Here is a 25,209-nt window from a genome sequence, read left to right as displayed (position 1 = left end):
GGTTCACCGTTTCCGCGAAACGGTGAACCGCTCTAGTCTCACGGCCCGCGCCCTGTCCAGCGCCAGAACTCGGTCCAGCACCATAACAAGGAAGCTAACGATGCCCATCCCTGCCCCCTTCGTCTCCAAACCGATGGACATCGAGAAGGACTGGATCGACTACAACGGCCACCTCAACATGGCCTATTACAACGTGCTGTTCGACCGCTGCTCGGATGAGGCGTTCGAGGCGATGGGCATGGGGCTTGACTATGTCAAGGAGCGGCGCCTGACCATCTACACGGCCGAGGTTCATGTCTGTTACGTCCAGGAGCTGCACCTCGAACACAAGGTCGTCGTATCCTTCCAGCTGATCGACCATGACGACAAGCGGCTGCGGGCTTACCAGGAAATCCACCACGTCGACGGCTGGCTCGCCGCCACCTCCGAAACCCTGTCGTTGCATGTCGATATGTCCGGGCCGAAGGTTGCGCCCTTCCCCGCCGACGTGCAGGCCAAGGTGGAAGCGATGCGCGCCGCCCATTCAGGCCTGCCGATGCCCGAACGCGCCGGCCGGTCGATCGGCATTCGCCGCAAGACCGCTTGAAGCCCTCCGGCACCCGCGTTAACCTTACCAAGGTTTTAACGTTAACAAACCATTTGAGCCATTGAACGACTCAGCAGACCGTTTGAGAACGGGCTGATCCAAGTTGCGATGCGGGCGGCGGGCACAGGCGGTTCGAGGAACGTGCATGAAAACCGACATCAAGGTCGAAGTGGACAGGTTGGCTGCCGATCCGCGTATCACCGACTATGATTTCTGGCGCTCGTTGAAGAACGTCAACAACGAGATCTTCCACATCGCCAACAGCAACGAGCCGATCCCCTTCGACATGATTCGCTGGCGCGCCATCCTGAAGCAGGCGCGCATGAAACGCGGCCACGCCTGACACCGAAAGCTAGGCCAGTTTCTCCTTCAGGAAAGCGATCGTCCTGCCCCAGGCGAGATCGGCTGCCTTCTTGTCGTAGCGCGCGGCCGACGTGTCGTTGTTGAAGGCGTGGTTGACGCCGTCATAGACATAGACCGTGTATTCGACATGCGCCGCGTCGAGCGCCTTCTTGTAGGCATCGATGCCGGCGTCGATGCGCTCGTCGAGCCCGGCATAGTGCAGCAACAGGGCCGCCTTGATCTTCGCCGCATCCTCGGCCTCCGGTTGCATGCCGTAGTAGGCGACGCCGGCCGCAAGATCGGGCGCGTTGACGGCCAGCGCGTTGACCGTGCCGCCGCCCCAGCAGAAGCCGACCGCGCCGACCTTGCCATTGCCGTCCTTCTCGCCCTTGAGATAGGCGATGGTCGCCAGGCCATCGGCGGTGACCTGCTTGGCGTCGAGCTGGGTGAACATGTCGCGCGCCTTGTCTTCGTCAGCGGGAGTGCCGCCGAGCGGCGAGAGGAAATCCGGCGCCAGCGCCACGAAACCCTCAAGCGCCACCCGCCGCGCGATATCCCTGATATGCGGATTGAGGCCACGGTTTTCGTGAATGACGATGACCGTGCCGAGCTTGCCGGACTGGTCCGCCGGCTTGACCAGATAGCCCTTCATTTCACCGCTGCTGCCGGGAAAGGTGATTTCTTGCGCTTTCACCCGCGGATCGTTGTCGGCGACAACAGCCGCCCGCGCCGAATTGGCAGCCAGCAGCGGCGCGATCGCGGTCGCGGCCGCACCTGATCCGGCAAGCCTGGTCAGCTGCTCCATGAAGCGACGGCGATCGAGCGTCAGATGGGTGTATTCGTCATAGGCGTCGATCATCGCCTGGGTGATGGCGGGTTTACCGGGCTTGGCTGCTTCGGCGGTGGGTTTCGTCATGGCGGTGCTCCTCGCTCAGACATGAGCTCGCGGATCAAGATAGGGTGCAAGCTGGCACGGTCCAGTCACGGGTCGGTGACGGTTCCGCCGTAGGGCCGTGCAGGTGGCACAGCTGCAACAACCGCGACGCCATCACATTTTGGTCATTTCAGAGAATGTTGATGGTGCTGCCACAATATCAGGAGAGGTTGATTGCGGCTTCGCCCGTTGCCGCAGCCAGACGAGAAGGAACAACGCCATGACCTTGTCCACTCCGATCCTCGTAAGCGCACTCGTCCTTGCCGGCGCGGCCTTGCTGGCCCTGCGCTCCGCCGCGTCGGAAGCCGCCAGGCGGATGGTCAAGGTCCGGGTCGACCGACGCCGTTCGAAAACCCGATAACCGACAGCAAGACCGAGGGGGGAAGAGCATGGACGCCCAGAGCATCGTGAATACCGTTGCCGAGAAAGCCGGGCTCGACATGGCGCAGATCCAGAAGGCCGGCGCCACGCTGATCCAGCAGGCCGAAGCCGCCGCTGGGCCGAAGCTGACCAACGAAGTACTGGGCTCGGTGCCCAGCCTGAAGGGCCATCTGGGACTTTGAGCGAAGGCTACTTCGGCAGCGTATACGCCATCACATAATCGCCCGGCTTGGTGCCGACCGAGCCGTGGCCGCCGGCGACGATGACCACGAACTGGCGGCCGTCGGCGACAGTGTATGTCATCGGCGTCGATTGCCCGCCTGCCGGCAGCCTGGCCCGCCAGAGCTGCTTGCCCGATGTCACATCATAGGCGCGCAGATAATCGTCGACCGCCGCACCCAGGAACGCGACACCGCCGGCGGTGATCATCGGCCCGCCAATGCCAGGCACGCCGACTTTAAGCGGCAAGGGCAGCGGCGTCATGTCGTAGACCGTGCCGTTGCGGTGCTTGTAGGCGATCGTGCCGGTTCTGAGATCGGCGCCCGCGACATAGCCCCATGGCGGCGCCTGGCAGGGGACGCCGAGCGGCGACAGGAACGGCCCCATCACCACCGCGTAAGGCGCACCCTCATTGCGGTTCAGCCCCTGTTCGCTGCCGCGGCCTTCATCCGGTGGCGGCACCTGATCGCGCGGAATGAGCTGCGATTTGAAGGCCAGATAGGTCGGCATGCCGAACATCACCTGCCGCACCGGATCGACGGCGACGCCACCCCAGTTGAAGGTGCCGAAATTGCCGGGATAGATCAGCGACCCCTGCACGGAAGGCGGGGTATAGCGGCCCTCATAGCGCAGGCCCTGAAACTCGATTCGACAGGCCAGCTGATCGAACATGGTGATGCCCCACATGTCGGCGCCGGTCAGTGGCTTCGGATTGAAGGAGAGATCCGAGGTCGGCTGCGTTGGCGAAGTGTGATCGCCCTCGATCGCACCGCCCGGCGCCGGCACTTCCTTGACCGGAATGATCGGCTCGCCGCTGCGCCGGTCGAGCACGTAGAGGTCGCCCTGCTTGGTTGGGCCCACCAGCGCCGGCACCACGCCGGCGGCGGTGGTGATGTCGACCAGCGTCGGTTGCGCCGGCACGTCCATATCCCAGAGGTCGTGGTGCACGGTCTGCCGCACCCAGCGCAATTGTCCGGTGGCGAGATCGAGCGCGGTGATCGAGGAGGAGAACTTCTCCACATTGGCGCTGCGGCCGGCGCCGAGCTGGTCCGGCGTCTGGTTGCCGAGCGGCACATAGAGCAAGCCGAGCTTCTCGTCGGCGCTCGCCGTCGACCACATGTTGGGCGAGTTGTGGGTGTAGGTCTGGCCTGCCGGCAGCGGTGTCGTCTGGTCCGGATTGCCGGAATCCCAGTTCCACACCAGAGCGCCGGTGTCGACATCGAAGGCGCGGATGACGCCGGACGGTTCCTCCGTTGAATAATTGTCGTTGACCGCGCCGCCGACGATGATCTTGCCACCAACGATCAGCGGCGCCGAGGTCGAATAATAATAGCCCGACTTCGGGTACGGCATGTTGATCAACAAATTGAGCGTGCCGGCTTCGGCGAAGGAGGCGCAGACCTGGCCGTTGGCGGCGTCGAGCGCGATCAGCCGCGCGTCGGATGTCGGCAGGTAGACTCGCGTCGCGCAGGGCTGGCCAGCCGCGATCCTGGCATCGGCATAATAGGACACGCCGCGGCAGGTCTGATGCTGGCGGTCCTTGTCCAGCTTGATCTTGGGGTCGAAACGCCATTTCTCCTTGCCGGTCGCGGCGTCGATGGCGATGGCGAAATTGTGCGGCGTGCAGATGTAGAGCGCATCGCCCACCTTCAGCGGCGTCACCTGATAGGTGGTCTCGCCGATGTCGTCCGGACCCTTGACGTCACCGGTCTGGTATGTCCAGGCCGGCTGCAGCTTGGCGACATTGTCCGGCGTGATCTGGTCGAGCGGCGAATAGCGCTGGCCGAATTGCGTGCGGCCGTAGAAGTGCCACTCACCGGGAGGCACATTGCCGCCGAGATCGGCCGTCGGCGTCACCTTGTCGGCGCTGAGGTCGCCGGCGATGTCCTTGGGGTCGGCGGTCATCGAATAGCCGGCGACCGCGAGTGATGCGAGCACGGCCAGAATGAGCGGCGCCCGCGCGTCGGGACCAGTGAGGCCCCGCCTTGCCCACGGCGTCAGCAGCCACAGCGCCAGAAGCACGATCACACCACCGCGCGGGCCCAGTTCCCACCAGTCGAAGCCGATTTCCCACACCGCCCAGGCCAGCGTGCCGATAACTATCGCCGCATAGAGCCACAGCGCGGTCGACTTGCGCCGGAAGAACAGCCAGGCGGCGATCAGGAAGGCCAGACCGGTGATGACATAATACCAGCTGCCGCCCAGCATCGCGAGCTTGATGCCACCGCCACCAAGTGCCAGGCCGATGAGAAACAGGATGAGGGAGGTGATGACAACAGCCAAGACGATACTCCTTCGACTGATGCGCGTCCCGCGCCGCGGCAAGGGCATCCCGTTCCCGCCCCGAGCGCAACTTTCTCCCGCAAGCCACGTGTGTCAAGCAAAGCCTGCCAGCATAGGCTGAGAGCCCAGCATGCTCTCACCTTTCGCGCCGGCTCCTCCCAACCAACGTGTTTTGGCCCGGGTGGGTGGATTCAGGCCAACAATTCAACACGGAGCCCGGGAATCTGACTTCCAAACCAGAACAAAACGTAGACACTTCTGGTCTTTCGCTGCCGAATCACTACATTCGGGGGCGATGTCCGGCTTTTCGGAAGACATGCCCTTTTTTGACGAACCCAATGCGCGGCCTTTGGCCCCGTCGGGCATAGCCGCGCGCGCCATGGCTGCCCGCAGCGGCAACAACAGCGCGCCCGACTATCTCAAGGGATTGAACCCGGAACAGCGGCTGGCCGTCGAAACCACGGAAGGCCCGGTCCTGGTGCTGGCCGGCGCCGGCACTGGCAAGACGCGCGTGCTCACCACCCGCATCGCCCACATCCTCGCTACCGGCAAGGCCTTCCCCTCGCAGATTTTGGCAGTAACCTTCACCAACAAGGCCGCACGCGAGATGAAGCAGCGCATCGGCCTTTTGGTCGGTGAAGCCGTCGAAGGCATGCCCTGGCTCGGCACCTTCCACTCCATCGGTGTCAAGCTGTTGCGCCGCCACGCCGAGCTGGCCGGCCTGAAATCGGACTTCACCATTCTCGACACCGACGACGTCGTGCGGCTGATCAAGCAGTTGATCCAGGCCGAAGGCCTCGACGACAAGCGCTGGCCGGCCAAGCAGTTCGCCCAGATGATCGACGGCTGGAAGAACAAGGGCCTCGGCCCCGCTGACATTCCCGAAGGCGACGCCCGCAGCTTTGCCAACGGCAAGGGCCGCGAGCTCTACAAGGCCTATCAGGAACGGCTGCAGACGCTGAACGCCTGCGACTTCGGCGATCTTCTGTGCCACCCGATCCGCATCTTCCGCGCCAATCCGGATGTGCTCAAGGACTACCACAAGCGCTTCAAATACATTCTCGTCGACGAATACCAGGACACCAACACCGCGCAGTATATGTGGCTGCGGCTGCTAGCGCAGCGGCCGGAAGGCAAGCCAATCTCCCCCCATGTGGGGGAGATGTCCGGCAGGACAGAGGGGGGCGCGAAGGATCGCAACGCCTCCAATACCCATAGCCGACATGCCGGCGGGACAGCGCCCCCCTCTGTCGGCTCCGCCGACATCTCCCCCACAAGGGGGGAGATTGGAGCTAGCACTGTAAACATTTGCTGCGTCGGGGACGACGACCAGTCCATCTATGGCTGGCGGGGCGCCGAGGTCGACAACATACTGCGCTTCGACAAGGACTTTCCCGGCGCCACCATCATCCGGCTGGAGCGCAACTATCGCTCCACCGCGCATATCCTTGGCGCCGCTTCCCATCTCATTGCCAACAATGAAGGCCGTTTCGGCAAGACGCTGTTCACCGACCGCAACGAGCCGGAGGACGGCAAGGTCAACGTCCACGCCTCCTGGGATTCCGGGGAAGAGGCCCGCGCCATCGGCGAGACCATCGAGGCCTACCAGCGCCAGAAACATAAACTCAACGACATGGCGATTCTTGTCCGCGCGTCCTTCCAGATGCGCGCCTTCGAGGATCGCTTCATGGAGATCGGCCTGAACCACCGCGTCATCGGCGGCCCGCGTTTCTACGAGCGCCTCGAAATCCGCGACGCAATGGCTTTCTTCCGTGTCGTCGCGCAAGGCGCCGACGACCTCGCCTTCGAGCGCATCGTCAACGTGCCGAAGCGCGGGCTGGGCGAAGCCACCATTCGCCAGATCCACGACACGGCGCGCGCACTGCGCATTCCGATGCTGGAGGCTGCCGGCAATCTCGCCGAAAGCGACGAGTTGAAGCCGAAGCCGCGCGCCGCGTTGCGCGAAGTGGCCGCCAATTTCGAGCGCTGGCAGAAGGCGCTGGAGACCACGCCACACACCGAACTCGCCGAGACCATCCTGGAGGAGAGCGGCTACACCGACATGTGGAAGAACGACCGCTCGGCCGAGGCGCCGGGCCGGCTGGAGAACCTTAAGGAACTGATCCGTTCGATGGAGGACTACGAGTCGCTGCGCTCCTTCCTCGAACATGTGGCGCTGGTCATGGATGCCGAGCAGAATGCCGGGCAAGACGCCGTCTCGATCATGACGCTGCATTCGGCCAAGGGCCTCGAATTCGAGACCGTTTTTCTTCCCGGCTGGGAGGACGGCCTATTCCCGCACCAGCGCGCGCTCGACGAAGGCGGCCGCTCAGGACTGGAGGAGGAGCGCCGCCTTGCCTATGTCGGACTGACTCGCGCCAAGAGGAACCTTCATATCTGGTTCGTCTCCAACCGCCTCATCCACGGGCTCTGGCAATCGACCATCCCGTCGCGCTTCCTCGAGGAACTGCCGGAATCCCATATCGAAATCGCCGAAAGCGGCAACTCCTATGGCGGCTACGGCAATCCCTATGGCGGCGGCTCGTTCGCCTCCGGCCGTGGCGGCCGGCAGAATCCATACGGCGCCTCGCGCTTCGACAATGTCGGCGCCGACACGGAAAAATCCGGCGCCTTCTCCAACACCTATTCGACACCCGGCTGGCAGCGCGCGCAGGCCAACCGCACCGAGGCCACAGACCGCAACTGGGGCACCCGCTCCGGCCACCAGGTCGAACGCATCGGCTATGGCGAAACCGACAGCGGCTACGGCGCCGGCCGCACCTCGGTCAAAGGCCGCACCATCGATGGCGAACTGGTCGCCAAATCCGTGTCCGACACCCCTTCGGCTTTTAGTGTCGGCGACCGCGTCTTCCACCAGAAATTCGGCAACGGCAACATCTCCGCCATCGAAGGCAACAAGCTCACCATCGACTTCGACAAGGCCGGCCAGAAACGCGTGCTGGATGGGTTTGTCGCGGCAGTGTGAGTAATCCAGACTTGATCAAGGTATTCGATGCCCAATCCCATCAGCGTCACCGGCATAGACCTTGATGACGAACGGTGGATGCTGTTTTCAGGCGGATATCGTATTCCCTACGATCCGCGAAAAGCGCTTCGCTCTCTCGAACTTGATGAGGACGTCGAAGCCGCGTGGCAAGAGTTGGCCACCGAACTCTATCACCAAGGGGACGTCGGAGAGGCGTCCTACGCCGCTGTCCCTCATTTGGTCCGGATTCATGAGCAGCGAGGCGTTGCTGACTGGAATACCTATGCACTGGTGGCGATGATCGAGGAAGCACGGCAGATCGGGAAAAACCCTGTCCTGACGGCCGATCTTCGAGAGCCTTATGAGCAGGCTTGGCAACGCCTCGTTCACGTCGGCCTCAGGGAACTTGACGCAGCCGAAGAGCCATTGCTTGTCTCATGCATCATCGCCGTGATCGCGATGGGCAAAAGTCAGTTCAATCTTGGCCGATTCGCCGTCCTGTTCGATGAAGACGAGCGCAAGCGACTCTTCGACGAAGCCATATGGTCCTGACTCACCTATACCTCGCCTGGTTCCACTTATGCCCGAGCAGCGACAGGATGATGATCAGCCCGTTGAAGAACTGCACGTAGAAGCCGCTCAGCCCCGCCGCCACCACTCCGGTCTGGATGAAGGACACGGTGACCGCGCCGATTGCGCCGCCGACCACGGTGCCGATGCCGCCCCAGGTCGGCGTGCCGCCGACGAACACCGAGGCCAGCACCGGCAGCAAATAGCCGTCGCCGGCCGTCGGCCACCAGGTGAAGTTGATCATCACCGAGAAGCAGCCGGCGATCGCGGCACCTATGCCGACGAAGACGAACACTTTCACCCGCACGCGTTTGACGTCGATGCCCATCTGCTGGGCGCTGTCGGGATTGTCGCCGACCACCCTCACCTGCGCGCCAAAGCGATGTCTGTTGTAGAGCAGCGCCGAGAGCACGACGAAGGCAATGGCCCAGAAGATCTGCACCGGGATACCGTGGATCTGGCTGGAGAAGATCGTGTAGGCCCAGCTGCCGCTGAGGCTGGTCAGCGAGATCGACTTGCCTTCGTTGATGATCTGGATCAGGCCGCGCAGCAGGAAATTCATGCCGAGCGTGGCGATCAGCGACGACAGCCCGCCATAGACCACCAACGACCCGACCAGGAAACCGAGCAGCATGCCGGTGACAAGTGCCGCGGCGATGCCGAGGAACGGATCATATCCGGCCTGCACGACCAGCGCGAAGACCCATGAAGCAAGGCCCATCGTCGCCGGAAACGACAGGTCGATTTCGTTGCAGGTAACGACAAAGACCAGCGGCACCACCACGAACAGCGCCACCGGCAGCGTGGTCAGCACCGAGCTGTAGAGATACCAGGTGGTGAAGACGGTCGGGTTGGCGATGATGAACACCGCCATCATGATTATGAACACGCCGAGCGTGCCGAGCGAGGCGCGGTTGTCGAGGATGAAACCGCGCATCCAGTGATCGGATGGGTGCTTCCACTCCTTCCGGGGATTGGGGCGGGGAATGCTGGCCGCCGGCTCGTGCAGATCGGGTTCCATGGTCTTGCTCATCGTGCTCTCTGCTCCGCGTCGCCGGCGTCGTGCAGCCCGGGCAACCCACCCGGATGCGCGACCTCTTCCATGAAGTTGATGAGATCCTCGGCCGACTTGACCTGGCTGCAGTCGGTGGTCAGCGCGACCTTGCCGCGATCGAGCACGACGAAGCGATCGGCGATGTCGAAGACATGATGGATGTTGTGGCCGATGAACAGGATCGAGCGGCCGCTCGCCCGCACCTGGCGCACGAAATGGAAGACCTTGGCGGTCTCGGTCAGCGACAGCGCCGTCGTCGGCTCGTCGAGGACGATCAGCTCTGCCTGCTTGTAGATGGCGCGCGCGATCGCCACGCCCTGGCGTTCGCCGCCCGACAGCTGGCCGACGATCGACTGCGGCGTGAACACCTTTGAGGTGAAGCCGATCTCGCGCATCAGCCGGCTGGCCTCCTCGATCTCCTTGTTGACCTTCAGAAAGCCCATGAAGCCGGTGAGTTCACGGCCCATGAAGATGTTGCGCACGATGGTCTGCTGCACGGCCAGCGCCCGGTCCTGGAACACCGTCTCTATGCCGGCGTCGCGCGAGCGCGCCGCGCTCCATCCGGTCACCGGCTCGCCGCGCACCAGAATCTCGCCGCTGGTCGGCTTTACGACGCCCGACAGGATCTTGATCAGCGTCGATTTGCCGGCGCCATTGTCACCGAGGAGACCGACCACCTCGCCGCGATCGACGCTGAGATTGACTCCGCCCAGTGCATAGACCTGGCCATAGGACTTGCTGATGTCGCGCAGTTCGATAAGGCGTTCGGCCATCGGATCCTCGCTTGATTGTCGCATGCCGACCTTTTCGCCGGCGGCCCCGCCGGCCGGGCCTGAACCCGGCCGACGGCTTGGGAGGTCAGCGCAGCGCCTGCTTGGCGAGGTCGGCGACGATCTCGTAATTGTCGGGTGTGACGAAACCGGCGCCGGTGTCGACATTCATCGGCGCCAGCCCCAGCACCACCTGTTGGCAGAGGCTGAGGATCGGCAGATAGCCCTGCAGGAACGGCTGCTGGTCGGCCGTCAGTTGCACCCAGCCGCCCTTGAACGCCTCGACGATCTGCGGACTGGTGTCGAAGCCGAAATTGAAGATGTCGCCGGGCTTGCGCCCTGCTGCCTGCATGTATGTCGGCACATTGCCGAGCATCTGGCCGCCGGGGTAACCGACCACCTTCACGTCGGGATTGTTCAAAAGAGCTGCCGTGATCACCGGTATCGCGAGATTGGGATCCGCCGCCCATTCGGTCTGCGAACTGATTTGTACCACTTCGACGCCTGCCTCCTTCAGCGCCGCGACCGTTCCGCGCTCGCGCGCGCCGCGGCTCTCATTGTCGAACGGCCCGATCATGATCGCCTTGTCGCCGGCCTTCAGCTTGGCGAGCTTGAACGCCTCGACGCCGAGCGCACGGCCCTGCTGCTCTTGCTGGGCCCCGACATAGCCGCCGCCGAACGCCGCGACGACCGTCGGCAGGGGAACGTTCTGATACATCATCTTGATGCCGTCCTTGTGCGCCTGCTCGGCCAGCGGCATGATGGCGGCGTCGCCCGGGTGGCCCATCATGGCAATGCCGTTGGGCTTGACGGCGACGGCTTCGCGCAGCTGCTGCACCATCATTTCGATGTTCCAGGCGGAGAAGATGTAGTCGACCTTCGGTCCGAGATCGGCCGCCGCCTGCTTGGCGCCACTATAGACGATGGTGCCGAAGGCGTCGCCCTCGGCGCCGCCGACGAAGAATCGGATGTGGACGTCCTTGCACCACTGGGCGTCGAGCGCCCGCGCCGGCAGAGTGGAGATGGCGGCGCAGAGCGCCGTGGCGGCGGCCACGACAGCCGAGCGCAGAACTGTTCTTCTCATTGCGATGCTCATGCACGTTCCTCCCTTTTGTCCTCGGAAGCCGAGGGTTTTCGACATTCGCTTCGGCAGTGCGCCGCAATCTGTCCAGGCCGGCTCCTCCAGCCGGCCGCTGTCACGCCGGGTTCGGCAAATAGGTTGCTCCTCCGCGGCATTGCTGGAGATACTCCAGCGCACGCACCTGACCGGTGATTTCGAGATCGCCGCGATAGACCGGGTCGTGCCAGCCTTCGATGTCGATGGCGCCCTTGTAGCCGACCAGCCGCAACTCGCTGATCACCCGCGTCCAGTCGCTGTCGCCGAAACCCGGCGTGCGCATCTGCACGAAGGGCAGCCGGCCGAATACGCCATGCTCGCGGATGACGTCCCAGCGCACCGTCGCGTCCTTGCCGTGCACATGGAAGATTTTCGGCGCCCATTTGCGGATCTGCGGCAGCGGATCGATGAGATAGACCAGCTGATGACAAGGCTCCCATTCCAGCCCCAGATTCTCGTCAGGCAATTCGTTGAACATCAGCTCCCAGGCGTCGGGATTGTGGGCGATGTTCCAGTCGCCGCTTGCCCAGTTGCCGTCCATGGCGCAATTCTCGAAGGCGATGCGCACGCCCTTGTCGGCCGCGCGCTTGGCCAGCTTCCCCCACACCTCGCGAAAGCGCGGCAGGCTGTCGGTCAGCTTCCTGCCGCGCAGGCGGCCGGTGAAGCCAGTGACCATCGAAGCTCCGAACAGATGCGCATTGTCGATGACAGTTTCCCAGGCGGCGAGCACGCCGCGATCGACCTCGCCATCCTCCAGCGGATTGCCGAACACGCCGATCGAGGACACGGCGACATCGGCATCGCCGATCGCCTCGCGAATCTCGCCGGCCAGCCGCGGCAGATCCTTGCCGCCCAGCGTCTGCCAGAAGAAGGGCTGGATGCTCTCGAAGCCCAACGGCAGGATCTGCCTGATATAGGCCGCGGGATCGTCGAGATTGGCCCGCACCATGGTGCCGATGCGGATGTCGAGAAGCGGGTTTGGCGTCATGATGCTTCCTGTGCGATGGCAACGCGGCGTCCGGTCTCGGCGCTTTCGATGGCGCCGAAAACCATGGCCAGGCTTTTGATGTTGTCGGCGCCGCGCGTTTCCGGCTCGGTCCCGGTTTCGATGGCCTGCATGAAATCCCGGATGATGCCGAGATGGCCGCCAACGCGGTCGGCGGAATCGAGCGGCAGCACGTCGATCGGCTGGGTTTTGGCAAACAGGCCGTCTCGACCCAGCACCACCATTTCCGCCTTCAGCGTATCGTTGCCATCCCAAATGAGGCTGCCGCGCTCGGCAACGATGCGCCAGCTGCCTTCCCAGCTGGTGCGGAAACCGTCGGCGCACCAAGAGCCGGCATAGGTGAACACCTTGCCGCCGCCGAGATCGAAGACGGCGCTCGCCGACGAACCCTGCCGGTACCAGGAATTGGCGGGCTCCCATTCCTGGCAATAGACGCCGGCCGGCTCGCCGCCGACCATGTAGCGGGCTGCGTCGAAAGTATGGATCGCCATGTCGAGCAGCAGCACATGCGCCATCTCCTCGCGAAAGCCGCCGAAATGCGGCGCGACGAAGAAATCGGCATGGATGCTGGTCGGCTTGCCGAGGGCGCCCGAGTCCAGAAACCGCCTTATGCGCCGGACATTGGCGACATAGCGCCGGTTCTGCACCACGGCATGGACGCGCCCGGCACGGCGCGCCGCTTCGACAATGGCGCGGGCATTTTCCGGCGTGTCGGCCAGCGGCTTTTCGGTGAGCAGATGGCAATTGTGGGCAAAGGCAGCGAAGGCAACGTCACGGCGGGCGGCGGGAACGACGACATCGAACACCGCGTCCGGCCTGATCTGGTCGAGCACCTGATCCAGGCTGCTGCCAATGACGACGCCATCCAGCCCGTATTCGCGCGCCCTCACCTTCGCCCGTTCGGCGTCGAGGTCGACCAGGCCGACAATCGCAAGCCCGTCGATTTGCCTTGCGGCATCGAGCCAGGCCTTGCTCATCGCACCACAGCCGACGAGGACGGCATTCATCATCCGGCATTCCTCCCGTCCGGTCCCTCCAGACCGAATGTCACGGCATCCACGGCATCACCGTAAACGTTTTTCCGTAAACGTTTACGAGAACACACCCGATGGCGTAGAATGTCAATCGGCTGCCAGCAAAAATCATCCCGAAGCCTTGGCCTGAGCGGCAGCCGGTGCTAGCCAAGGCAGGGGGAGAACAGTCCTTGGCGTCCAGCATCCACGACCTTGCGCGTCACCTGAACATTTCGATCGGCACCGTGTCGCGGGCGCTGAACGGCCGCGCCGACGTCAATGCCGACACCCGCCAGCGCGTGCTCGCCGCCGCCAAGCAGCTGAACTATTCGCCCAACCAGTCCGGCCGCAGTCTGCGGCAAGGCGCCACCCATTCGATCGCCTTCATGCTGCAGCCGCATCCGGGCGACCAGCAATATGGCGAACCGTTCTTCATCCCGTTCCTGATCGGGCTCCAGGGCCGGCTGGCCGAAAGCGGGCTCGACCTCACCGTGGTCATGGGCGCGCCCGGCGACTATCAGCAGGAACGCCTGCGCCGCGTCGTCGAGACGCGTCGGGCCGATGCCGTGGTGCTGGCCTGGACGCGGCGCGAGGACGAGCGCATCGACTATCTGCTCGAGGCCGGCTTCCCCTTCGCCACGCTCGGCCGCAGCCGCACCGGCGGCAAGGCCTATCCCTCGCTCGACCTCGATTTCGAAAAGGCCGGCAGCGACGCCGTCGACCGGCTGGTGGCGCGCGGCCACCGCCGCATCGCCGCCATCCGCCCGTCGCTCAATCTGAATTTCGGCTATCTGTTCGTCGACGGCTACCGCAAGGCGCTGAAGCGGCACGGCATCGAGGTCGATCCGGCGCTGATCGCCGACGGCTTCATCAACGAGGCCGGCGGCTACCAGGTGACGCCGCGCGTGATGCTGGCAAAGGACCGGCCGACGGCCATCATCTTCAACAATGACGCCATGGCGCTCGGCGGCTGCAAGGCACTGGCCGAGATGGGCATCCGACCCGGCCACGACATTGCGGTGACCGTCATCGTCGACACGCCGCTCTGCCGCTATTTCTCGCCGGCGCTGACCGCCTTCCGTCCGTCGCTGGAGCCCATGGGCCGGCGGTTGGCCGAAATGCTGCTGGCCTCGCTCCCCGCCTTCGCCGGCCCCGAAGGCACGCGCATCATCCGCGAAGTCTGGCCGCTGGAGCTGATCGCAAGGGATAGCGATTGAGCACTGCCGGACGTTGGCTGGCCGGCGTCAATCCACCTTCTTCTCGCCCCGCTCGCCGGCCTTGACGATATCGCCTGTGGTGAACAGGATTTCCTTCAATTCCGCCCGCCAGTCTTTCTTCTGGCGCAGCAGGAATTCCAGATCCATGCCGAAATGCTTGAACTCCTCGCCTTGGGCGTTCTTCATGATCGCCTTGGCCTGAGGGTCCTTTTCCACCGACATGCGCTGCTCATACCAGCCGATCGCTTCCGCCTCCTCGATCAGCGACGCGATCATGCGGGCAAAGGTCCGCACCTTCTGCGTCAGTTCTTCCGGCGGCTCGTGATACTGATCGAAACCCATGTCGCCTCCCTCGAACGGACCGGCAAATCTGGCCGTACCCATGAATGCACTGGAGCGCCGCAAGTTCCGCTTACTGCTGCAATTCAATCAAAGTCCTCTGCAGAGGCGCAGACGATATCTGGATCGGACCGGAGAACGGTATATCCATGTCGAGGATGAGGTAGAGAGCGCTGGCAATCAGCGCAGCCGACACCACGAACGTCTCTATGGTGATGGCATTTCGCGGCGCCCTGAAACCGAAACTGGCGAAGATCAGCACCAGCCAGGCAACGAGCATAACGATCAGCGGCCGCGGGATGGTGCCTTCCGATTGCTCGATCAAAGCCCAGCGCAGTTCCACCACCTTCTGCAGATGCTGGTGGGCGTCCTCCAGCACGGAAACATGCGCTGCGTCGGCGGGCTGCAGAGCGGCCAATCGTGTGCTGATCTCGGTCAACAGACGTTCGGACAGCCGGTTGGCGACGAGCGGTGTTTCGTTTGATTCTGTCCAGTTGTTGGTCTGTCTTTGCACATAAGCCACCAGCGGCTGACGGACCTCGGCGGTCTCAGGCCCATATTGCCGAAGCGACCGGTCGAGAAGGATCAACTCGGTCGCATATGTGTGCACGTTGCGGTCGATCGACTCGAAAGTGTTCTTGGCCGAGTTGATCATGAGACCAAGCACCAGCGAAGTCATGACGACGAACAGGTTGGCGGCCAGCCTTACCACATTGTTGGTTTCGTCCTCGCGGTGATGCGCGGGCAATTTGCCATAGACAGCCATGCTGGCCAGTGGCGCCGCCGTCAGGCAGAGGAAAACGGCCACCGCGATGAGTGTTTCGTGCATGCAGCCATTTCTGCACAGCAAGGACCGAATGCCAATGGCCGGCAGAACGCACTTGTCACGCAAGTATCATGTTCGCGTCCTAGACCGCTTTGCGGGAGGGCGAGATCGTCGATGCGACGCAGAGCCCTTTGCAGTCTCGGCCGCTCGAAGGCTTGTCACAAAGAGGATCTCCATGAAAATCTCGCACCGAACCCTGTCGCTCGGCGCCGCATTGGCGCTGTTTACCGCCTTGACCCCTGCCCTTGCCGACAGCACCGCCACCGTCGGCGGCGTCTCCTTTGTCAACAAGGGCCTGGTCGGCGTCGGCCGCCTCCCCGCCGACCTGAAGGACAAGTTTGGCGAGACCTTCGGCTCCGGCTCCGGCATGTCGATCGACGCCGCAAGCTGGACGCATGACGCCAATGGCTACAAGGGCTCGCTCTGGCTGCTGCCGGATCGCGGCTACAATGTCGTCGGCACCACCGACTACCGGCCGCGCCTCAACACCATTGCCATCGAACTCACGCCGACCGCGCTGGGTGCTGCGCCCGCCGCCGGCCAGGAGCAGACCGGCGTCAAGGCGACGCTTGCCGATTCCATGCTCTTGACCTACGACAAGGGCACTGACGCCACCGGCCTCGATCCGCTCAACGGCGTGCGCGCGGCCAGCGGCGAGCTGCCGATCCTGCCCGAGGCCAATGGCAAGCTGGCGCTCGACAATGAGGCGATCGCCCGGCTGCCCGACGGCACCATGTTCATCTCGGACGAATACGGCCCCAACATCTACCGCTTCTCGGCCGACGGTAAGCTGATGTCGGCAACGCAGCCGCCGGCCGCCCTGGTGCCGATGCGCAAGGGCACGCCGAACTTCGCTTCCGACAATCCGGGCCCGGGCGCCGCAGAGCCCGATCCGAAGGATCCTGAAACCGGCCGCCAGAACAACCAGGGCCTCGAAGGCATGGCGCTGACGCCGGACGGCAAGTCGCTGATCGCGGTGCTGCAGTCGGCGCCCCGCCAGGATGGCGGCGATTCCGGTTCGACCCGCCAGAACACCCGCGCACTGGTCTATGACGCCTCCGACCCGGCGCATCTGAAACTGGTGCATGAATATGTCGTGCCGCTGCCGGTGTTCAAGGACGACAAGGGCAAGACCAAAATCGCCGCGCAGAGCGAGATCGTGGCGCTGTCCGACAAGACCTTCCTGATGCTGGCGCGCGACAGCGGCAACGGCCAGGGGGTGAAGGGCGACACCTCGCTTGTGCGCCAGATCTTCGTCGTCGATGTCTCTGGTGCCACCGACATTGCCGGCGGCGCCTTCGATGCCGCCGACAAGCCGCTGGCGCCCAAAGGCGTACTCGACCCCTCGGTGACGCCGGCCAAGCTGACGCCGTTCATCGACATCAACGACAACAAGGAACTCGGCCGCTTCGGCTTGCATGACGGCAAGCCGAACGACAAGAACAACCTGTCTGAGAAGTGGGAGGCGATGTCGGTGGTGAGCGTGCTCGATCCGGCGCTGCCCGACGACTATTTCCTGTTCGTCGGCAACGACAACGACTTCCTCGCCCAGGACGGTTTTCAGGTCGGCGCGCCCTACAAGGCCGAAGACGGCGCCGATGTCGACACCATGTTCCTGGTCTATCAGGTCACGCTTCCCGGGCTCGCCAAGAAGTAGTTGGATACAACAAACAAAAGCGGACGCGCCAGGCGCGTCCGCTTTTTTTGTCGGCGATCAGCGGACCGCTGGCGCCCTATTTCAGGATCTCTGCGTCCCTCGGCACGCCGGCATCGATCGGCTCGGCGGTCTTGTTCGACACGGCCATGATCTTGCCGGCCGGCGACAGGTTCGGGCGCACATAGACCTGGGTTACACCGTTGACCCGGCTGTAGAGGTCGATGATGTCCTGGTTCATGAAGCGCACGCAGCCCGACGACGCGTTCTTGCCGATGGAATCCCATTCCGGCGTGCCGTGCAGCCGGTACATCGTGTCCTTGCCGTCGCGGAACAGATAGAGCGAACGCGCCCCGAGCGGGCTCTGCGGTCCCGGCGGCATGCCGTCCTTGTATTTCGCCAGTTCCGGCCGGCGCTGGATCATTTCCGGCGGCGGCGTCCACACCGGCCATTTCTTGCGCGCCTGGACCACGGCACTGCCGGTCCAGCCGAAACCGGCCTTGCCGAGGCTGACGCCGTAGCGGATCGCCTTGCCGCCATCGCGCACCAGATAGAGGAAATGCTCTGAGGTATCGACGACGATGGTGCCGGGCTTTTCGCCGGTCGGATCGTCCACTATCTGGCGCACGAACTTCGGATCGAGCTTGGATACCGGGATCGCCGGCAGTTGATAGCCCTCGTCGACGCGTGCCGCGTACATGCTTTCGGCAGCGCCGAAAGCCGAATCGCTTGGCGGCGGCGGCGCTGCCACCGGCGGCGCCACGTCCGTGGTTGTGCAGGCCGAAAGCGCCACGGAAGCGGCACCCAAGGCGGATGCCCCGAGAAACGCGCGCCGGTTCAGGCGCTCGGAAAAAAGCGGATTGTCGGACATGATCCCCCCGGTTTGCGACCCCTCGCGGCGACGATCCATATCCCATTCCGAATGCTTTGAGAACCTGATTGGCGCGAGGCAGCCAGGCGGACTGTTCCGATGGCGCATCGACCTTATCCGTCAAATCGGCAATCATTGCCGGGCGGACTTTGAGATGAACCTTCGCCGAGCAACACATGGACGAAAAAAATGCCCGCGCGCCGGCGCACCGTCGACCTGACCAGCGGCCCCATCCCGCGCACCCTGCTTTTGTTCGCGCTGCCGGTGCTCGGCTCCAACGTGCTGCAATCGCTCAACGGTTCGATCAACGCCGTCTGGGTCGGCCGCCTTCTCGGCGAATCCGCGCTGACCGCGACGTCCAACGCCAATCTGGTGCTGTTCCTGATCCTCGGCACTGTGTTCGGCATCGGCATGGCGGCGACCATCCTGGTGGCGCAGTCGGTCGGCGCCCGTGATTTGCCGGAGGCGCGCCGCATCGTCGGCACCAGCGCCACCTTCTTCTTCCTCGTCTCGGTGGTGTTCGCCGTCTGCGGCTTGATCTGGGTCGACGCAATCCTGAACACGCTTGGCACGCCACCCGACGCGCTGCCGCTGGCGCGCTCCTATCTGCGCATCATCTTCGTCGCTGTGCCGATGATGAACCTCCTGTCCTTCGTCATGACGGTGCTGCGCGGTGCGGGCGATTCACGCACGCCGTTCTTTTTCATGGCGCTGGCGGTCGTGCTCGACATCGTGCTGAACCCGCTGCTGATCCGCGGCATCGGCCCCTTCCCCGAACTCGGCATTGCCGGCTCCGCCACCTCGACGCTGGTCGGCCAGACGGTGAGCGTGATCGCCATCCTCGTCGTGCTGTATGCGCGAAAGCATCCGCTCAGGATCGCCGGCGTCGACCTCGCTCTGCTGCGGCCGGACCCGACCCTGCTCAGGATCGTCGTCTTCAAGGGTGTTCCGATGGGTCTGCAGATGATCGTGATTTCGGCCGCCGCGCTCACGGTGATGGGCATCGTCAATACCTACGGCTCGCAGGTCGCCGCCGCCTACGGCATCGCCGCGCAGCTGTGGACCTACATCCAGATGCCGGCGCTGGCGATCGGCGCCGCGGTCTCCTCCATGGCGGCGCAGAATGTCGGCGCCGGGCGCTGGGACCGGATCAGCCGCATCGCCGCTTCCGGCGTCGGCTTCAACCTCGTGCTCACCGGCGCGCTGGTGGCGCTGTTGTTCTTCTTCGCCCGGCCGGTGCTCAGCCTTTTCCTGAGTGGTGACAGCACCGCGATCGAGATCGCCGCCCACATCAATAAGGTGGCGTCCTGGTCATTCATCCTGTTCGGCGTCACCATCGTGCTGTTCGCCACCGTGCGCGCCACGGGTGCCGTGATGCCGCCGCTGATTATCCTGGTGATTTCGGTGCTGGTCGTGCGCACCGGCTTCGCCTACTTCTTCCGCAGCTACATCGGCCAGGAGGCGCTGTGGTGGAGTTTTCCGGCGGGGTCGATCACCTCGCTGCTGCTGGCTACGGCCTACTATCGTTTCGGTCGCTGGCGCACCATGCACATGATCGAGGATCGGCCGGCAGCCGGTGAGCCGCCAGACACTGGCCTGGGCATGCCACGCCATCGCGCCAACATGGCGCCCGAGACACCGAACGGTTAAACCTCAGCGCGCGTACTTCGCGCCGAAGGCCAGTGCCACGAGCGAAAAGACCGTAATCATCCCAGCAAAGGCCAGGCTTGCCGTGGCGGCACTGGTCCAACTCGACAGCAGGCCGATGCCGATCACCGGCAGCGCATTGCCGCAGAAGCAGCAGATGAAGAAAGCCGACACCACTTCGGCGCGGCGATCCGCCGGTGCGATCTGGCTCACAACCTGCAGGCCGCCTCGATAGCCGAGCGCGCCCACCACGCCGCACAGGGCGGTCGCGACGATCATCAGCGACATCGAGGCAAAGATCTGGGCCGCGACCACCAGCGCCACTGCCGGGATCATCAGCGCCAGCGCCGCCAGCATACCAGTGCGGCTGAGCAGCCAGGTCGTGCCCAGAATGGTGGCGGCCGCAACGATCGACAGTTCGAAGAACAGCCCGCCGGCCTCGGCATGATTGGCCACATGCAGCTGCTGCGCCAGGATGCTCGGCGCCAGTGCTGCATAGAAGCCGACCAGCGCCATGGCGCCGAAACCGGTGACGGCGGGCGCGACGAAGGCGGCGCGGATGTCGGCCGGCACCGACAACCGCGGCCGCAGCGAAACATCGGCCAGCCGCCCCGGCCGCGAGACCGTCTCCCGCGTGCGCCATATCAGGATCGTGACCATCACGAGTAAGGCAAGATAGACCGCAAACGTCAGTCTCAATGGCCACGGCGCATATTCGGCGAGCAGCCCGGACACCAGCGCACCAACGCCGAGGCCGACGAAGTTGGTGCTCGTGGCGATGACGGCGGCGCGCGACTTGTCCTCTCCCTCGATCAACTCCGCCAGCCAGGCGGTGCCGGTTCCCGCGCCGATGCCGATGCCAAGGCCGCTCAGGATGCGGGCCGCATCGAGCCAGGCGACATTCTCGGCCAGCAGGAACACCAGCGCGCTGACCACCGCCACCGCCATCGCCGCCAGGGCCGCAGGACGGCGGCCAATGCCGTCGGACAAACGTCCGAACATGAGCAATGCTCCAAGATTGCCGACGACATAGACGGCGTAGACCAGCGTCAGCGTGATCTGCGAGAAACCGAAGGCCTGCTTGTAGATGACGTAAAGCGGCGTCAGCGCCGTGCTGCCGGCGAACAAAGCTGCAATCATCGCAGCAACGGCGGCCATCCCGGCGCGGCCGCCGAGTTCATTGTCGCGCGTCGTCATGGTCTCGGCATAGCTGGTCATGGCAACCTCCGGCCAGTTGCCCAACGCCCCAATAGAAGTCCAACGTCCATGTAAGGACGGCCGTTCCACTTGCCCAACCCGCTCCTGACAATCTTGCCAGTATGGCCTTGCCCGAAATCCTCCCTTAACGTCGGCCAAACGAGAGGGAGGAATCATGGGCAAAGGCAGGGTCGAGGCGTTCACCGATGGCGTCGTCGCCATCATCATCACCATCATGGTGCTGGAGCTGAAAGTGCCGCATGGTGAGGATCTTTCGGCGCTGGCGCCGCTGTGGCCGATCTTCTTCAGCTATGTCTTGTCCTTCATCAATGTCGGCATCTACTGGAACAATCTGCACAACATGTTCCACACCGTGCAGCGCGTCGACGGCCGCGTGCTTTGGGCCAACCTGAACCTTCTGTTCTGGCTGTCGCTGATCCCGGCAACGACCGCCTTCATGGGCGAGAATCATTTCGCGCCGATCCCTGTCGCCGTCTATGGCGTCGACCTCGTGCTGTGTGGTGTCGCCTACAGGTTTCTTGTGACCAAGCTGCACCATCTGCACGGCAACGAGACCGCCTTCGCCAAGGCGCTGGGCAGTGACCGCAAGGGCAAGATTTCGGTAGCGCTTTACACAACGGCGGTGCTGCTGACGTTCGTCAACCAGTGGATCGGCTTGGCGATCTATGTTCTGGTGGCCGCGATCTGGTTCGTGCCGGATACGCGTTTTTCGCGGGTGATCGAAAAGTAGCGCACGCTGCTGCTACTTGCGCATTGCCTTCAGCTTTTCGGCGACCGACGCGGCGAGATCGGCATAGCGCTCCTCAAGCCGTTCGGCCGCCTTGATGATCGAAAAATCATGGCCGAATTTCTCCAGCGCCATGCGCAATTTCTCGACGAACTCGGCCTGTTTTTCCAGCGCCGAAAACAGCGTCTTCACCTGTGCTTCGCTGATATCGGGATTGGCGAGCATCTGCGGCACCTCGCGGCCCATCTGGTCACCGGTGGCGGTCTGCTCCTTCAGGATTGCAATCCAGTCGGTCAATCGGTCGATCTCCTTCGATAGCAGGCAGCATGCGCAGCGCCCACCGCTCCGGTCAACCCGAAGCCACGGCAGCGGGCTTGCCTGGGCCGCGTCCGGCGCTAAGTTCGGCGCAACCCCAAGCCAAGGAAAAGACCATGACCTCCGACGCCGAAATTCAGTCCCCTTTGCACGCCCTCAGCCCAGGCAATGTCGCCGTTATCACCGGCAGCGCCAGCGGCATCGGCCTTGCCGCGGCCAAAAGGCTGGCGGCGATGGGCATGAAGATTGTGCTGGCCGACATGGGCGGCGCGCGCCTCGATGCTGCCCGCCAGGCGGTCGCCGCGATCGCCGGCGAGGATGCCGTGCTTGCCGTCGCCACCGACGTCTCGAAGGCGGACGAACTCGGCCGGCTGGCGGAAAAGACCTACAGTGCTTTCGGCACTGCCTCGCTACTGATGAACAATGCCGGCGTCGGTAACAATCCGGGAAAACCCTGGGAAAACGGCGACGCGTGGAAGCGGCTGATCGACATCAATTTCTGGGGCGTCGTGCACGGTGTCGAGGCCTTCGCGCCGGCCATGCTAGCTTCGGGCAAACCCGGCTTGATCGTCAACACCGGCTCCAAGCAAGGCATCACCACGCCGCCCGGCAATCTGGCCTACAACGTTTCCAAATCGGCGCTGAAGACCTTCACCGAAGGCTTGGCGCACGCACTGCGCAACGAACCGGGCGCGAAGGTTGCGGCACATCTTCTCATTCCCGGCTTCACTTTCACCGGCATCACCGGGGGCGCGACCGAAAAACCAGCCGGCGCCTGGACCGGCGAGCAGGTCATCGACTTCATGCTGGCCTCCCTCATGCGTGGCGATTTCTACATCCTTTGCCCGGACAATGAGGTGAAGCGGCCGACGGACGAAAAACGCATGGCCTGGGCGATCGGCGACATCATCGAGAACCGCCCTGCCCTCTCGCGCTGGCACCCCGATCACAAGGACGCTTTTGCGGCCTTCATGGAACGCTGAGCAGTATATTCAGGCGGCGCGTTTTTTCGCGGTGCGCTTCTGCGTGACGGCTTTCTTGGCAGCCACCTCGGCGATCTCGCGGTCGTGACGCTTTGCCGCGCGCTCGCATTTGTCACGGATCTCCTCGACCTCGGTTTCGGTCAGGTGCTCGATGCCGATGAAATGGTTGTGACCCTTGCCGACCCGGATCAGTTCATCGAGCTTGGCCTGGATCGCGGCGCCGTCGCGGTTCTGGGTGTTCTGGATCAGGAACACCATCAGGAAGGTGATGATCGTCGTTCCGGTGTTGATGACCAATTGCCATGTATCGGAAAAGCCGAAGAATGGTCCGGTGACCGCCCAGACGATAACGATCGCGCAGCAGCCGACAAATGTCAGCGGCAGCCCGGCCAGATGAGCGACCGTGTTGGCGATCCTCGTGAACAGCTTTTCCAATTCAAAATCCTTCAATTGCCCGAAAAGCGGCAAGCCGGACTGCGCCGCATTCATCGCTCAGCAAGAAACAGTCGGCAGCCGCTTCCGGTTCCCTGTCGCAGGTGATATCGCGGCTACAATTGAACACACGCGAAAAGCGTAGCACCCGGAAAAGCCGCCTTATGGCTTTGTTGCCATAGTCCCTGTGCAGGCCAAAGAGCCTGGTCCTTCCGCTTCACGGCGGTTTATCTCCAAAGCCCCTTCCGCTGCGCCACCCCCGCAGAGCGGAAGGGGTTCTGTTGCCGCAGACCGGCGGATCTCTTCCCGACAGGCGCGCTGTTCAGAACCTGGGCGCGAGGATTTAGACCCGCCAGCCGACGAAGACGCGCATGCGCATCGAGGAACCCGCGGCATGCTCATCTGAGCGCTGCGCTCAGGAACACTCCTGTTCCCAGCGGTCAAGGAAAGCTTCGATCGGCAAGGCCTGCATGTCGGGAACCGCCTTGGCCAGTTTTTCCGGCGGCCAGTCCCACCAGGCGAGGCTTTCAATCCGCGCCGCGATCTCAGGGGAAAAACGTCGGCGCAACGGTTTTGCCGGCACGCCGGCGACGATTGCATAGGCCGGCACATCCCGCGTCACCACTGCATTGGCGCCGATAATGGCGCCGTTGCCAATGCTGATGCCGGGCATGATGACAGCGCCATGGCCGATCCAGACATCGTTGCCGATGCTGACGGCCTTGGCCTGCCGCCGCTCGCGGAACGCCGCGTCGACGCCCAGCCAGCGGAAATACTCGTTCGGCCGGTAGCTCAGCTTGTGCTGGGTCAGCCGCTCGATCGGATGCTCCAGTGCATTGATGCGGCTGTTGGCAGCGATCGAGCAGAATTTACCGATCGTGGTGTAGATCGCCTCGGCGTGGCGCTCGAAATAGGAGAAGTCGCCGACATTGACCTCGCGCAGCACGACGCGCTCGCCGATCGAGGCATAGCGCCCGAGTTTGCACGCCTTGAGCTCCGCGGTCGGATGAATCCGCGGCTCAGGGTCTTTCAGGACAAGGTTTTCAGTACGGTCCATGGCGCGGCTTTACCTCCGCGCAATTGCGGAAGCAATTGTCACATCACCAAACAGCCTAGAGTAACCGGCTATTTCGGCTGGCCGTTGGTCCACACCACGCTCTGGCCGAACAGCGGCACGGTGGTCACCGACATTTTCGCCGAGCCGTCCTGCACTTGGCGCGAATGCGACAGATAGATCAGCGTCTCGTTTTTCTTGTCGTAGATGCGGTTCACCACCTGCTTCTTCCAGATCAGGCTGATGCTTTGCTTGAACACCTCTTCGCCGCCCTCGCTCATGTCGATGTCGCCGATGGTGATCGGCCCGGTCTGGCGGCAGGAAATCGAGGAATCGGACGGGTCCTCAAACCAGTTGCCTTTCTGCAGGCGGTCGATCACGCCGCGGTCGAAATAGGAGACGTGGCATGTAATGCCGTCGACTTTGGGATCCTTGATGGCCTCGACGATGATGTCGTTGCCGAGCCAGTCAACGCCGACCTTGCCGACTTCCTCGGCCGCGGCAGCACCGGCGCCAAGGGCGATGCATGCGGCCAGCGCGCCGCCGAACAGTTTCTGCCCAATCCGTCGTAGCAAGGAAGCCTCCTCAGGTTCAGTTTGCCGGCCTCAGGTGGGATAAGGGCCTGCTGTTTGCAAGGTTAGTGCTCAGCCCGGTTGCGGCAACGC

General features: G+C 63.6%; 26 protein-coding genes. 11 read left to right on the top strand and 15 right to left on the bottom strand.

What is annotated here, in order from left to right; all coding sequences use genetic code 11:
- The first annotated feature begins 100 nt into the window (after window positions 1-100).
- Together ACWGTO_RS11325 and ACWGTO_RS11320 are read left to right on the top strand one after the other, a co-directional pair.
- Window positions 101-586, top strand: a complete 486-nt coding sequence (locus tag ACWGTO_RS11325) for a thioesterase family protein (RefSeq protein WP_454574930.1) — start codon at window positions 101-103, stop codon at window positions 584-586.
- Window positions 587-731: 145 nt separating this feature from the next.
- Window positions 732-929, top strand: coding sequence for a hypothetical protein (locus ACWGTO_RS11320; RefSeq protein ID WP_056582983.1), 198 nt, complete (start codon window positions 732-734; stop codon window positions 927-929).
- A 9-nt stretch (window positions 930-938) separates the two neighbouring features.
- Here ACWGTO_RS11320 and ACWGTO_RS11315 read toward each other — a convergent pair whose 3' ends face one another.
- On the bottom strand, window positions 939-1,844 hold the full coding sequence (locus ACWGTO_RS11315) for a dienelactone hydrolase family protein (RefSeq protein ID WP_454574929.1): 906 nt from the start codon (window positions 1,842-1,844) through the stop codon (window positions 939-941).
- A 238-nt stretch (window positions 1,845-2,082) separates the two neighbouring features.
- On the opposite strand from ACWGTO_RS11315, the gene ACWGTO_RS11310 reads away from it, so the two are divergent.
- Window positions 2,083-2,223 carry a hypothetical protein gene (locus ACWGTO_RS11310; protein WP_454574928.1) on the top strand — a complete coding sequence of 47 codons (141 nt, stop codon included), beginning with the start codon at window positions 2,083-2,085 and terminating at the stop codon, window positions 2,221-2,223.
- Window positions 2,224-2,251: 28 nt separating this feature from the next.
- Window positions 2,252-2,425 carry a hypothetical protein gene (locus tag ACWGTO_RS11305; protein ID WP_454574927.1) on the top strand — a complete coding sequence of 58 codons (174 nt, stop codon included), beginning with the start codon at window positions 2,252-2,254 and terminating at the stop codon, window positions 2,423-2,425.
- 7 nt (window positions 2,426-2,432) lie between these two features.
- Here the strand turns inward: ACWGTO_RS11305 and ACWGTO_RS11300 are convergent, their stop codons facing one another.
- Window positions 2,433-4,745: a glucose/quinate/shikimate family membrane-bound PQQ-dependent dehydrogenase gene (locus ACWGTO_RS11300; RefSeq protein ID WP_454574926.1), complete on the bottom strand. Its 2,313-nt coding sequence runs from the start codon at window positions 4,743-4,745 to the stop codon at window positions 2,433-2,435.
- A 295-nt stretch (window positions 4,746-5,040) separates the two neighbouring features.
- Between ACWGTO_RS11300 and ACWGTO_RS11295 the strand changes: the two genes are divergently transcribed.
- Window positions 5,041-7,731 carry an ATP-dependent helicase gene (locus ACWGTO_RS11295; RefSeq protein WP_454574925.1) on the top strand — a complete coding sequence of 897 codons (2,691 nt, stop codon included), beginning with the start codon at window positions 5,041-5,043 and terminating at the stop codon, window positions 7,729-7,731.
- A 27-nt stretch (window positions 7,732-7,758) separates the two neighbouring features.
- Complete coding sequence (locus ACWGTO_RS11290; protein ID WP_454574924.1) at window positions 7,759-8,283, top strand: hypothetical protein; 525 nt, start codon at window positions 7,759-7,761, stop codon at window positions 8,281-8,283.
- A gap of 1 nt (window position 8,284) precedes the next feature.
- On the opposite strand, the gene ACWGTO_RS11285 is transcribed toward ACWGTO_RS11290, so the two are convergent.
- From ACWGTO_RS11285 to ACWGTO_RS11265, 5 genes are all read right to left on the bottom strand, one after another.
- Complete coding sequence (locus ACWGTO_RS11285; RefSeq protein ID WP_454574923.1) at window positions 8,285-9,334, bottom strand: ABC transporter permease; 1,050 nt, start codon at window positions 9,332-9,334, stop codon at window positions 8,285-8,287.
- On the bottom strand, window positions 9,331-10,128 hold the full coding sequence (locus ACWGTO_RS11280) for an ATP-binding cassette domain-containing protein (protein ID WP_454574922.1): 798 nt from the start codon (window positions 10,126-10,128) through the stop codon (window positions 9,331-9,333). Before ACWGTO_RS11280 ends, ACWGTO_RS11285 begins: the two co-directional genes overlap by 4 nt.
- 85 nt (window positions 10,129-10,213) lie before the next feature.
- Window positions 10,214-11,221, bottom strand: a complete 1,008-nt coding sequence (locus ACWGTO_RS11275; RefSeq protein WP_454574921.1) for a substrate-binding domain-containing protein — start codon at window positions 11,219-11,221, stop codon at window positions 10,214-10,216.
- Between the two features lie 100 nt (window positions 11,222-11,321).
- Entirely contained in the window at window positions 11,322-12,230 is a 909-nt protein-coding gene (locus ACWGTO_RS11270) for a sugar phosphate isomerase/epimerase family protein (RefSeq protein WP_454574920.1), read from the bottom strand.
- The gene (locus ACWGTO_RS11265) at window positions 12,227-13,258 is read right to left on the bottom strand and encodes a Gfo/Idh/MocA family protein (RefSeq protein WP_454574919.1); all 1,032 of its coding nucleotides are present in this window, start codon (window positions 13,256-13,258) and stop codon (window positions 12,227-12,229) included. The genes ACWGTO_RS11270 and ACWGTO_RS11265 overlap by 4 nt, the downstream gene beginning before the upstream one ends.
- 194 nt (window positions 13,259-13,452) lie before the next feature.
- Here ACWGTO_RS11265 and ACWGTO_RS11260 point away from each other — a divergent pair, with 194 nt between their 5' ends.
- Window positions 13,453-14,478: a LacI family DNA-binding transcriptional regulator gene (locus ACWGTO_RS11260; protein WP_454574918.1), complete on the top strand. Its 1,026-nt coding sequence runs from the start codon at window positions 13,453-13,455 to the stop codon at window positions 14,476-14,478.
- 27 nt (window positions 14,479-14,505) lie between these two features.
- Here ACWGTO_RS11260 and ACWGTO_RS11255 read toward each other — a convergent pair whose 3' ends face one another.
- Together ACWGTO_RS11255 and ACWGTO_RS11250 are read right to left on the bottom strand one after the other, a co-directional pair.
- Window positions 14,506-14,820: a ferritin family protein gene (locus ACWGTO_RS11255; RefSeq protein WP_454574917.1), complete on the bottom strand. Its 315-nt coding sequence runs from the start codon at window positions 14,818-14,820 to the stop codon at window positions 14,506-14,508.
- 70 nt (window positions 14,821-14,890) lie between these two features.
- Window positions 14,891-15,646 (bottom strand): bestrophin-like domain, encoded by a 756-nt coding sequence (locus tag ACWGTO_RS11250; RefSeq protein ID WP_454574916.1) that lies wholly within the window; start codon window positions 15,644-15,646, stop codon window positions 14,891-14,893.
- A gap of 172 nt (window positions 15,647-15,818) precedes the next feature.
- Here ACWGTO_RS11250 and ACWGTO_RS11245 point away from each other — a divergent pair, with 172 nt between their 5' ends.
- Window positions 15,819-17,300, top strand: coding sequence for an esterase-like activity of phytase family protein (locus tag ACWGTO_RS11245; RefSeq protein ID WP_454574915.1), 1,482 nt, complete (start codon window positions 15,819-15,821; stop codon window positions 17,298-17,300).
- Between the two features lie 76 nt (window positions 17,301-17,376).
- Here ACWGTO_RS11245 and ACWGTO_RS11240 read toward each other — a convergent pair whose 3' ends face one another.
- On the bottom strand, window positions 17,377-18,168 hold the full coding sequence (locus tag ACWGTO_RS11240) for a L,D-transpeptidase (RefSeq protein ID WP_454574914.1): 792 nt from the start codon (window positions 18,166-18,168) through the stop codon (window positions 17,377-17,379).
- A gap of 189 nt (window positions 18,169-18,357) precedes the next feature.
- Between ACWGTO_RS11240 and ACWGTO_RS11235 the strand changes: the two genes are divergently transcribed.
- Window positions 18,358-19,818 (top strand): MATE family efflux transporter, encoded by a 1,461-nt coding sequence (locus tag ACWGTO_RS11235; RefSeq protein WP_454574913.1) that lies wholly within the window; start codon window positions 18,358-18,360, stop codon window positions 19,816-19,818.
- Between the two features lie 3 nt (window positions 19,819-19,821).
- On the opposite strand, the gene ACWGTO_RS11230 is transcribed toward ACWGTO_RS11235, so the two are convergent.
- Window positions 19,822-21,033: an MFS transporter gene (locus tag ACWGTO_RS11230; protein WP_454574912.1), complete on the bottom strand. Its 1,212-nt coding sequence runs from the start codon at window positions 21,031-21,033 to the stop codon at window positions 19,822-19,824.
- A 154-nt stretch (window positions 21,034-21,187) separates the two neighbouring features.
- On the opposite strand from ACWGTO_RS11230, the gene ACWGTO_RS11225 reads away from it, so the two are divergent.
- Window positions 21,188-21,763, top strand: a complete 576-nt coding sequence (locus ACWGTO_RS11225; RefSeq protein ID WP_454574911.1) for a TMEM175 family protein — start codon at window positions 21,188-21,190, stop codon at window positions 21,761-21,763.
- A 12-nt stretch (window positions 21,764-21,775) separates the two neighbouring features.
- Here the strand turns inward: ACWGTO_RS11225 and ACWGTO_RS11220 are convergent, their stop codons facing one another.
- Entirely contained in the window at window positions 21,776-22,057 is a 282-nt protein-coding gene (locus tag ACWGTO_RS11220; RefSeq protein WP_095773965.1) for a hypothetical protein, read from the bottom strand.
- Window positions 22,058-22,191: 134 nt separating this feature from the next.
- On the opposite strand from ACWGTO_RS11220, the gene ACWGTO_RS11215 reads away from it, so the two are divergent.
- A complete protein-coding gene (locus ACWGTO_RS11215; RefSeq protein ID WP_454574910.1) occupies window positions 22,192-23,058 on the top strand; it encodes an SDR family NAD(P)-dependent oxidoreductase in 867 nt (288 codons plus the stop codon).
- A gap of 9 nt (window positions 23,059-23,067) precedes the next feature.
- Here the strand turns inward: ACWGTO_RS11215 and ACWGTO_RS11210 are convergent, their stop codons facing one another.
- The 3 genes from ACWGTO_RS11210 to ACWGTO_RS11200 all read right to left on the bottom strand — a co-directional run bounded on the left by ACWGTO_RS11210 (window position 23,068) and on the right by ACWGTO_RS11200 (window position 25,119).
- The gene (locus ACWGTO_RS11210; RefSeq protein WP_454574909.1) at window positions 23,068-23,493 is read right to left on the bottom strand and encodes a low affinity iron permease family protein; all 426 of its coding nucleotides are present in this window, start codon (window positions 23,491-23,493) and stop codon (window positions 23,068-23,070) included.
- 412 nt (window positions 23,494-23,905) lie between these two features.
- A complete protein-coding gene (locus ACWGTO_RS11205; RefSeq protein WP_454574908.1) occupies window positions 23,906-24,547 on the bottom strand; it encodes a transferase hexapeptide repeat family protein in 642 nt (213 codons plus the stop codon).
- A gap of 68 nt (window positions 24,548-24,615) precedes the next feature.
- Entirely contained in the window at window positions 24,616-25,119 is a 504-nt protein-coding gene (locus ACWGTO_RS11200; protein ID WP_454574907.1) for a CreA family protein, read from the bottom strand.
- Window positions 25,120-25,209 lie beyond the last annotated feature (90 nt).

This window comes from Mesorhizobium sp. PL10, from assembly GCF_053714315.1.
Note: the sequence above shows the minus strand (reverse complement) of the source record. Positions and strands in the feature narration are given on the sequence as shown.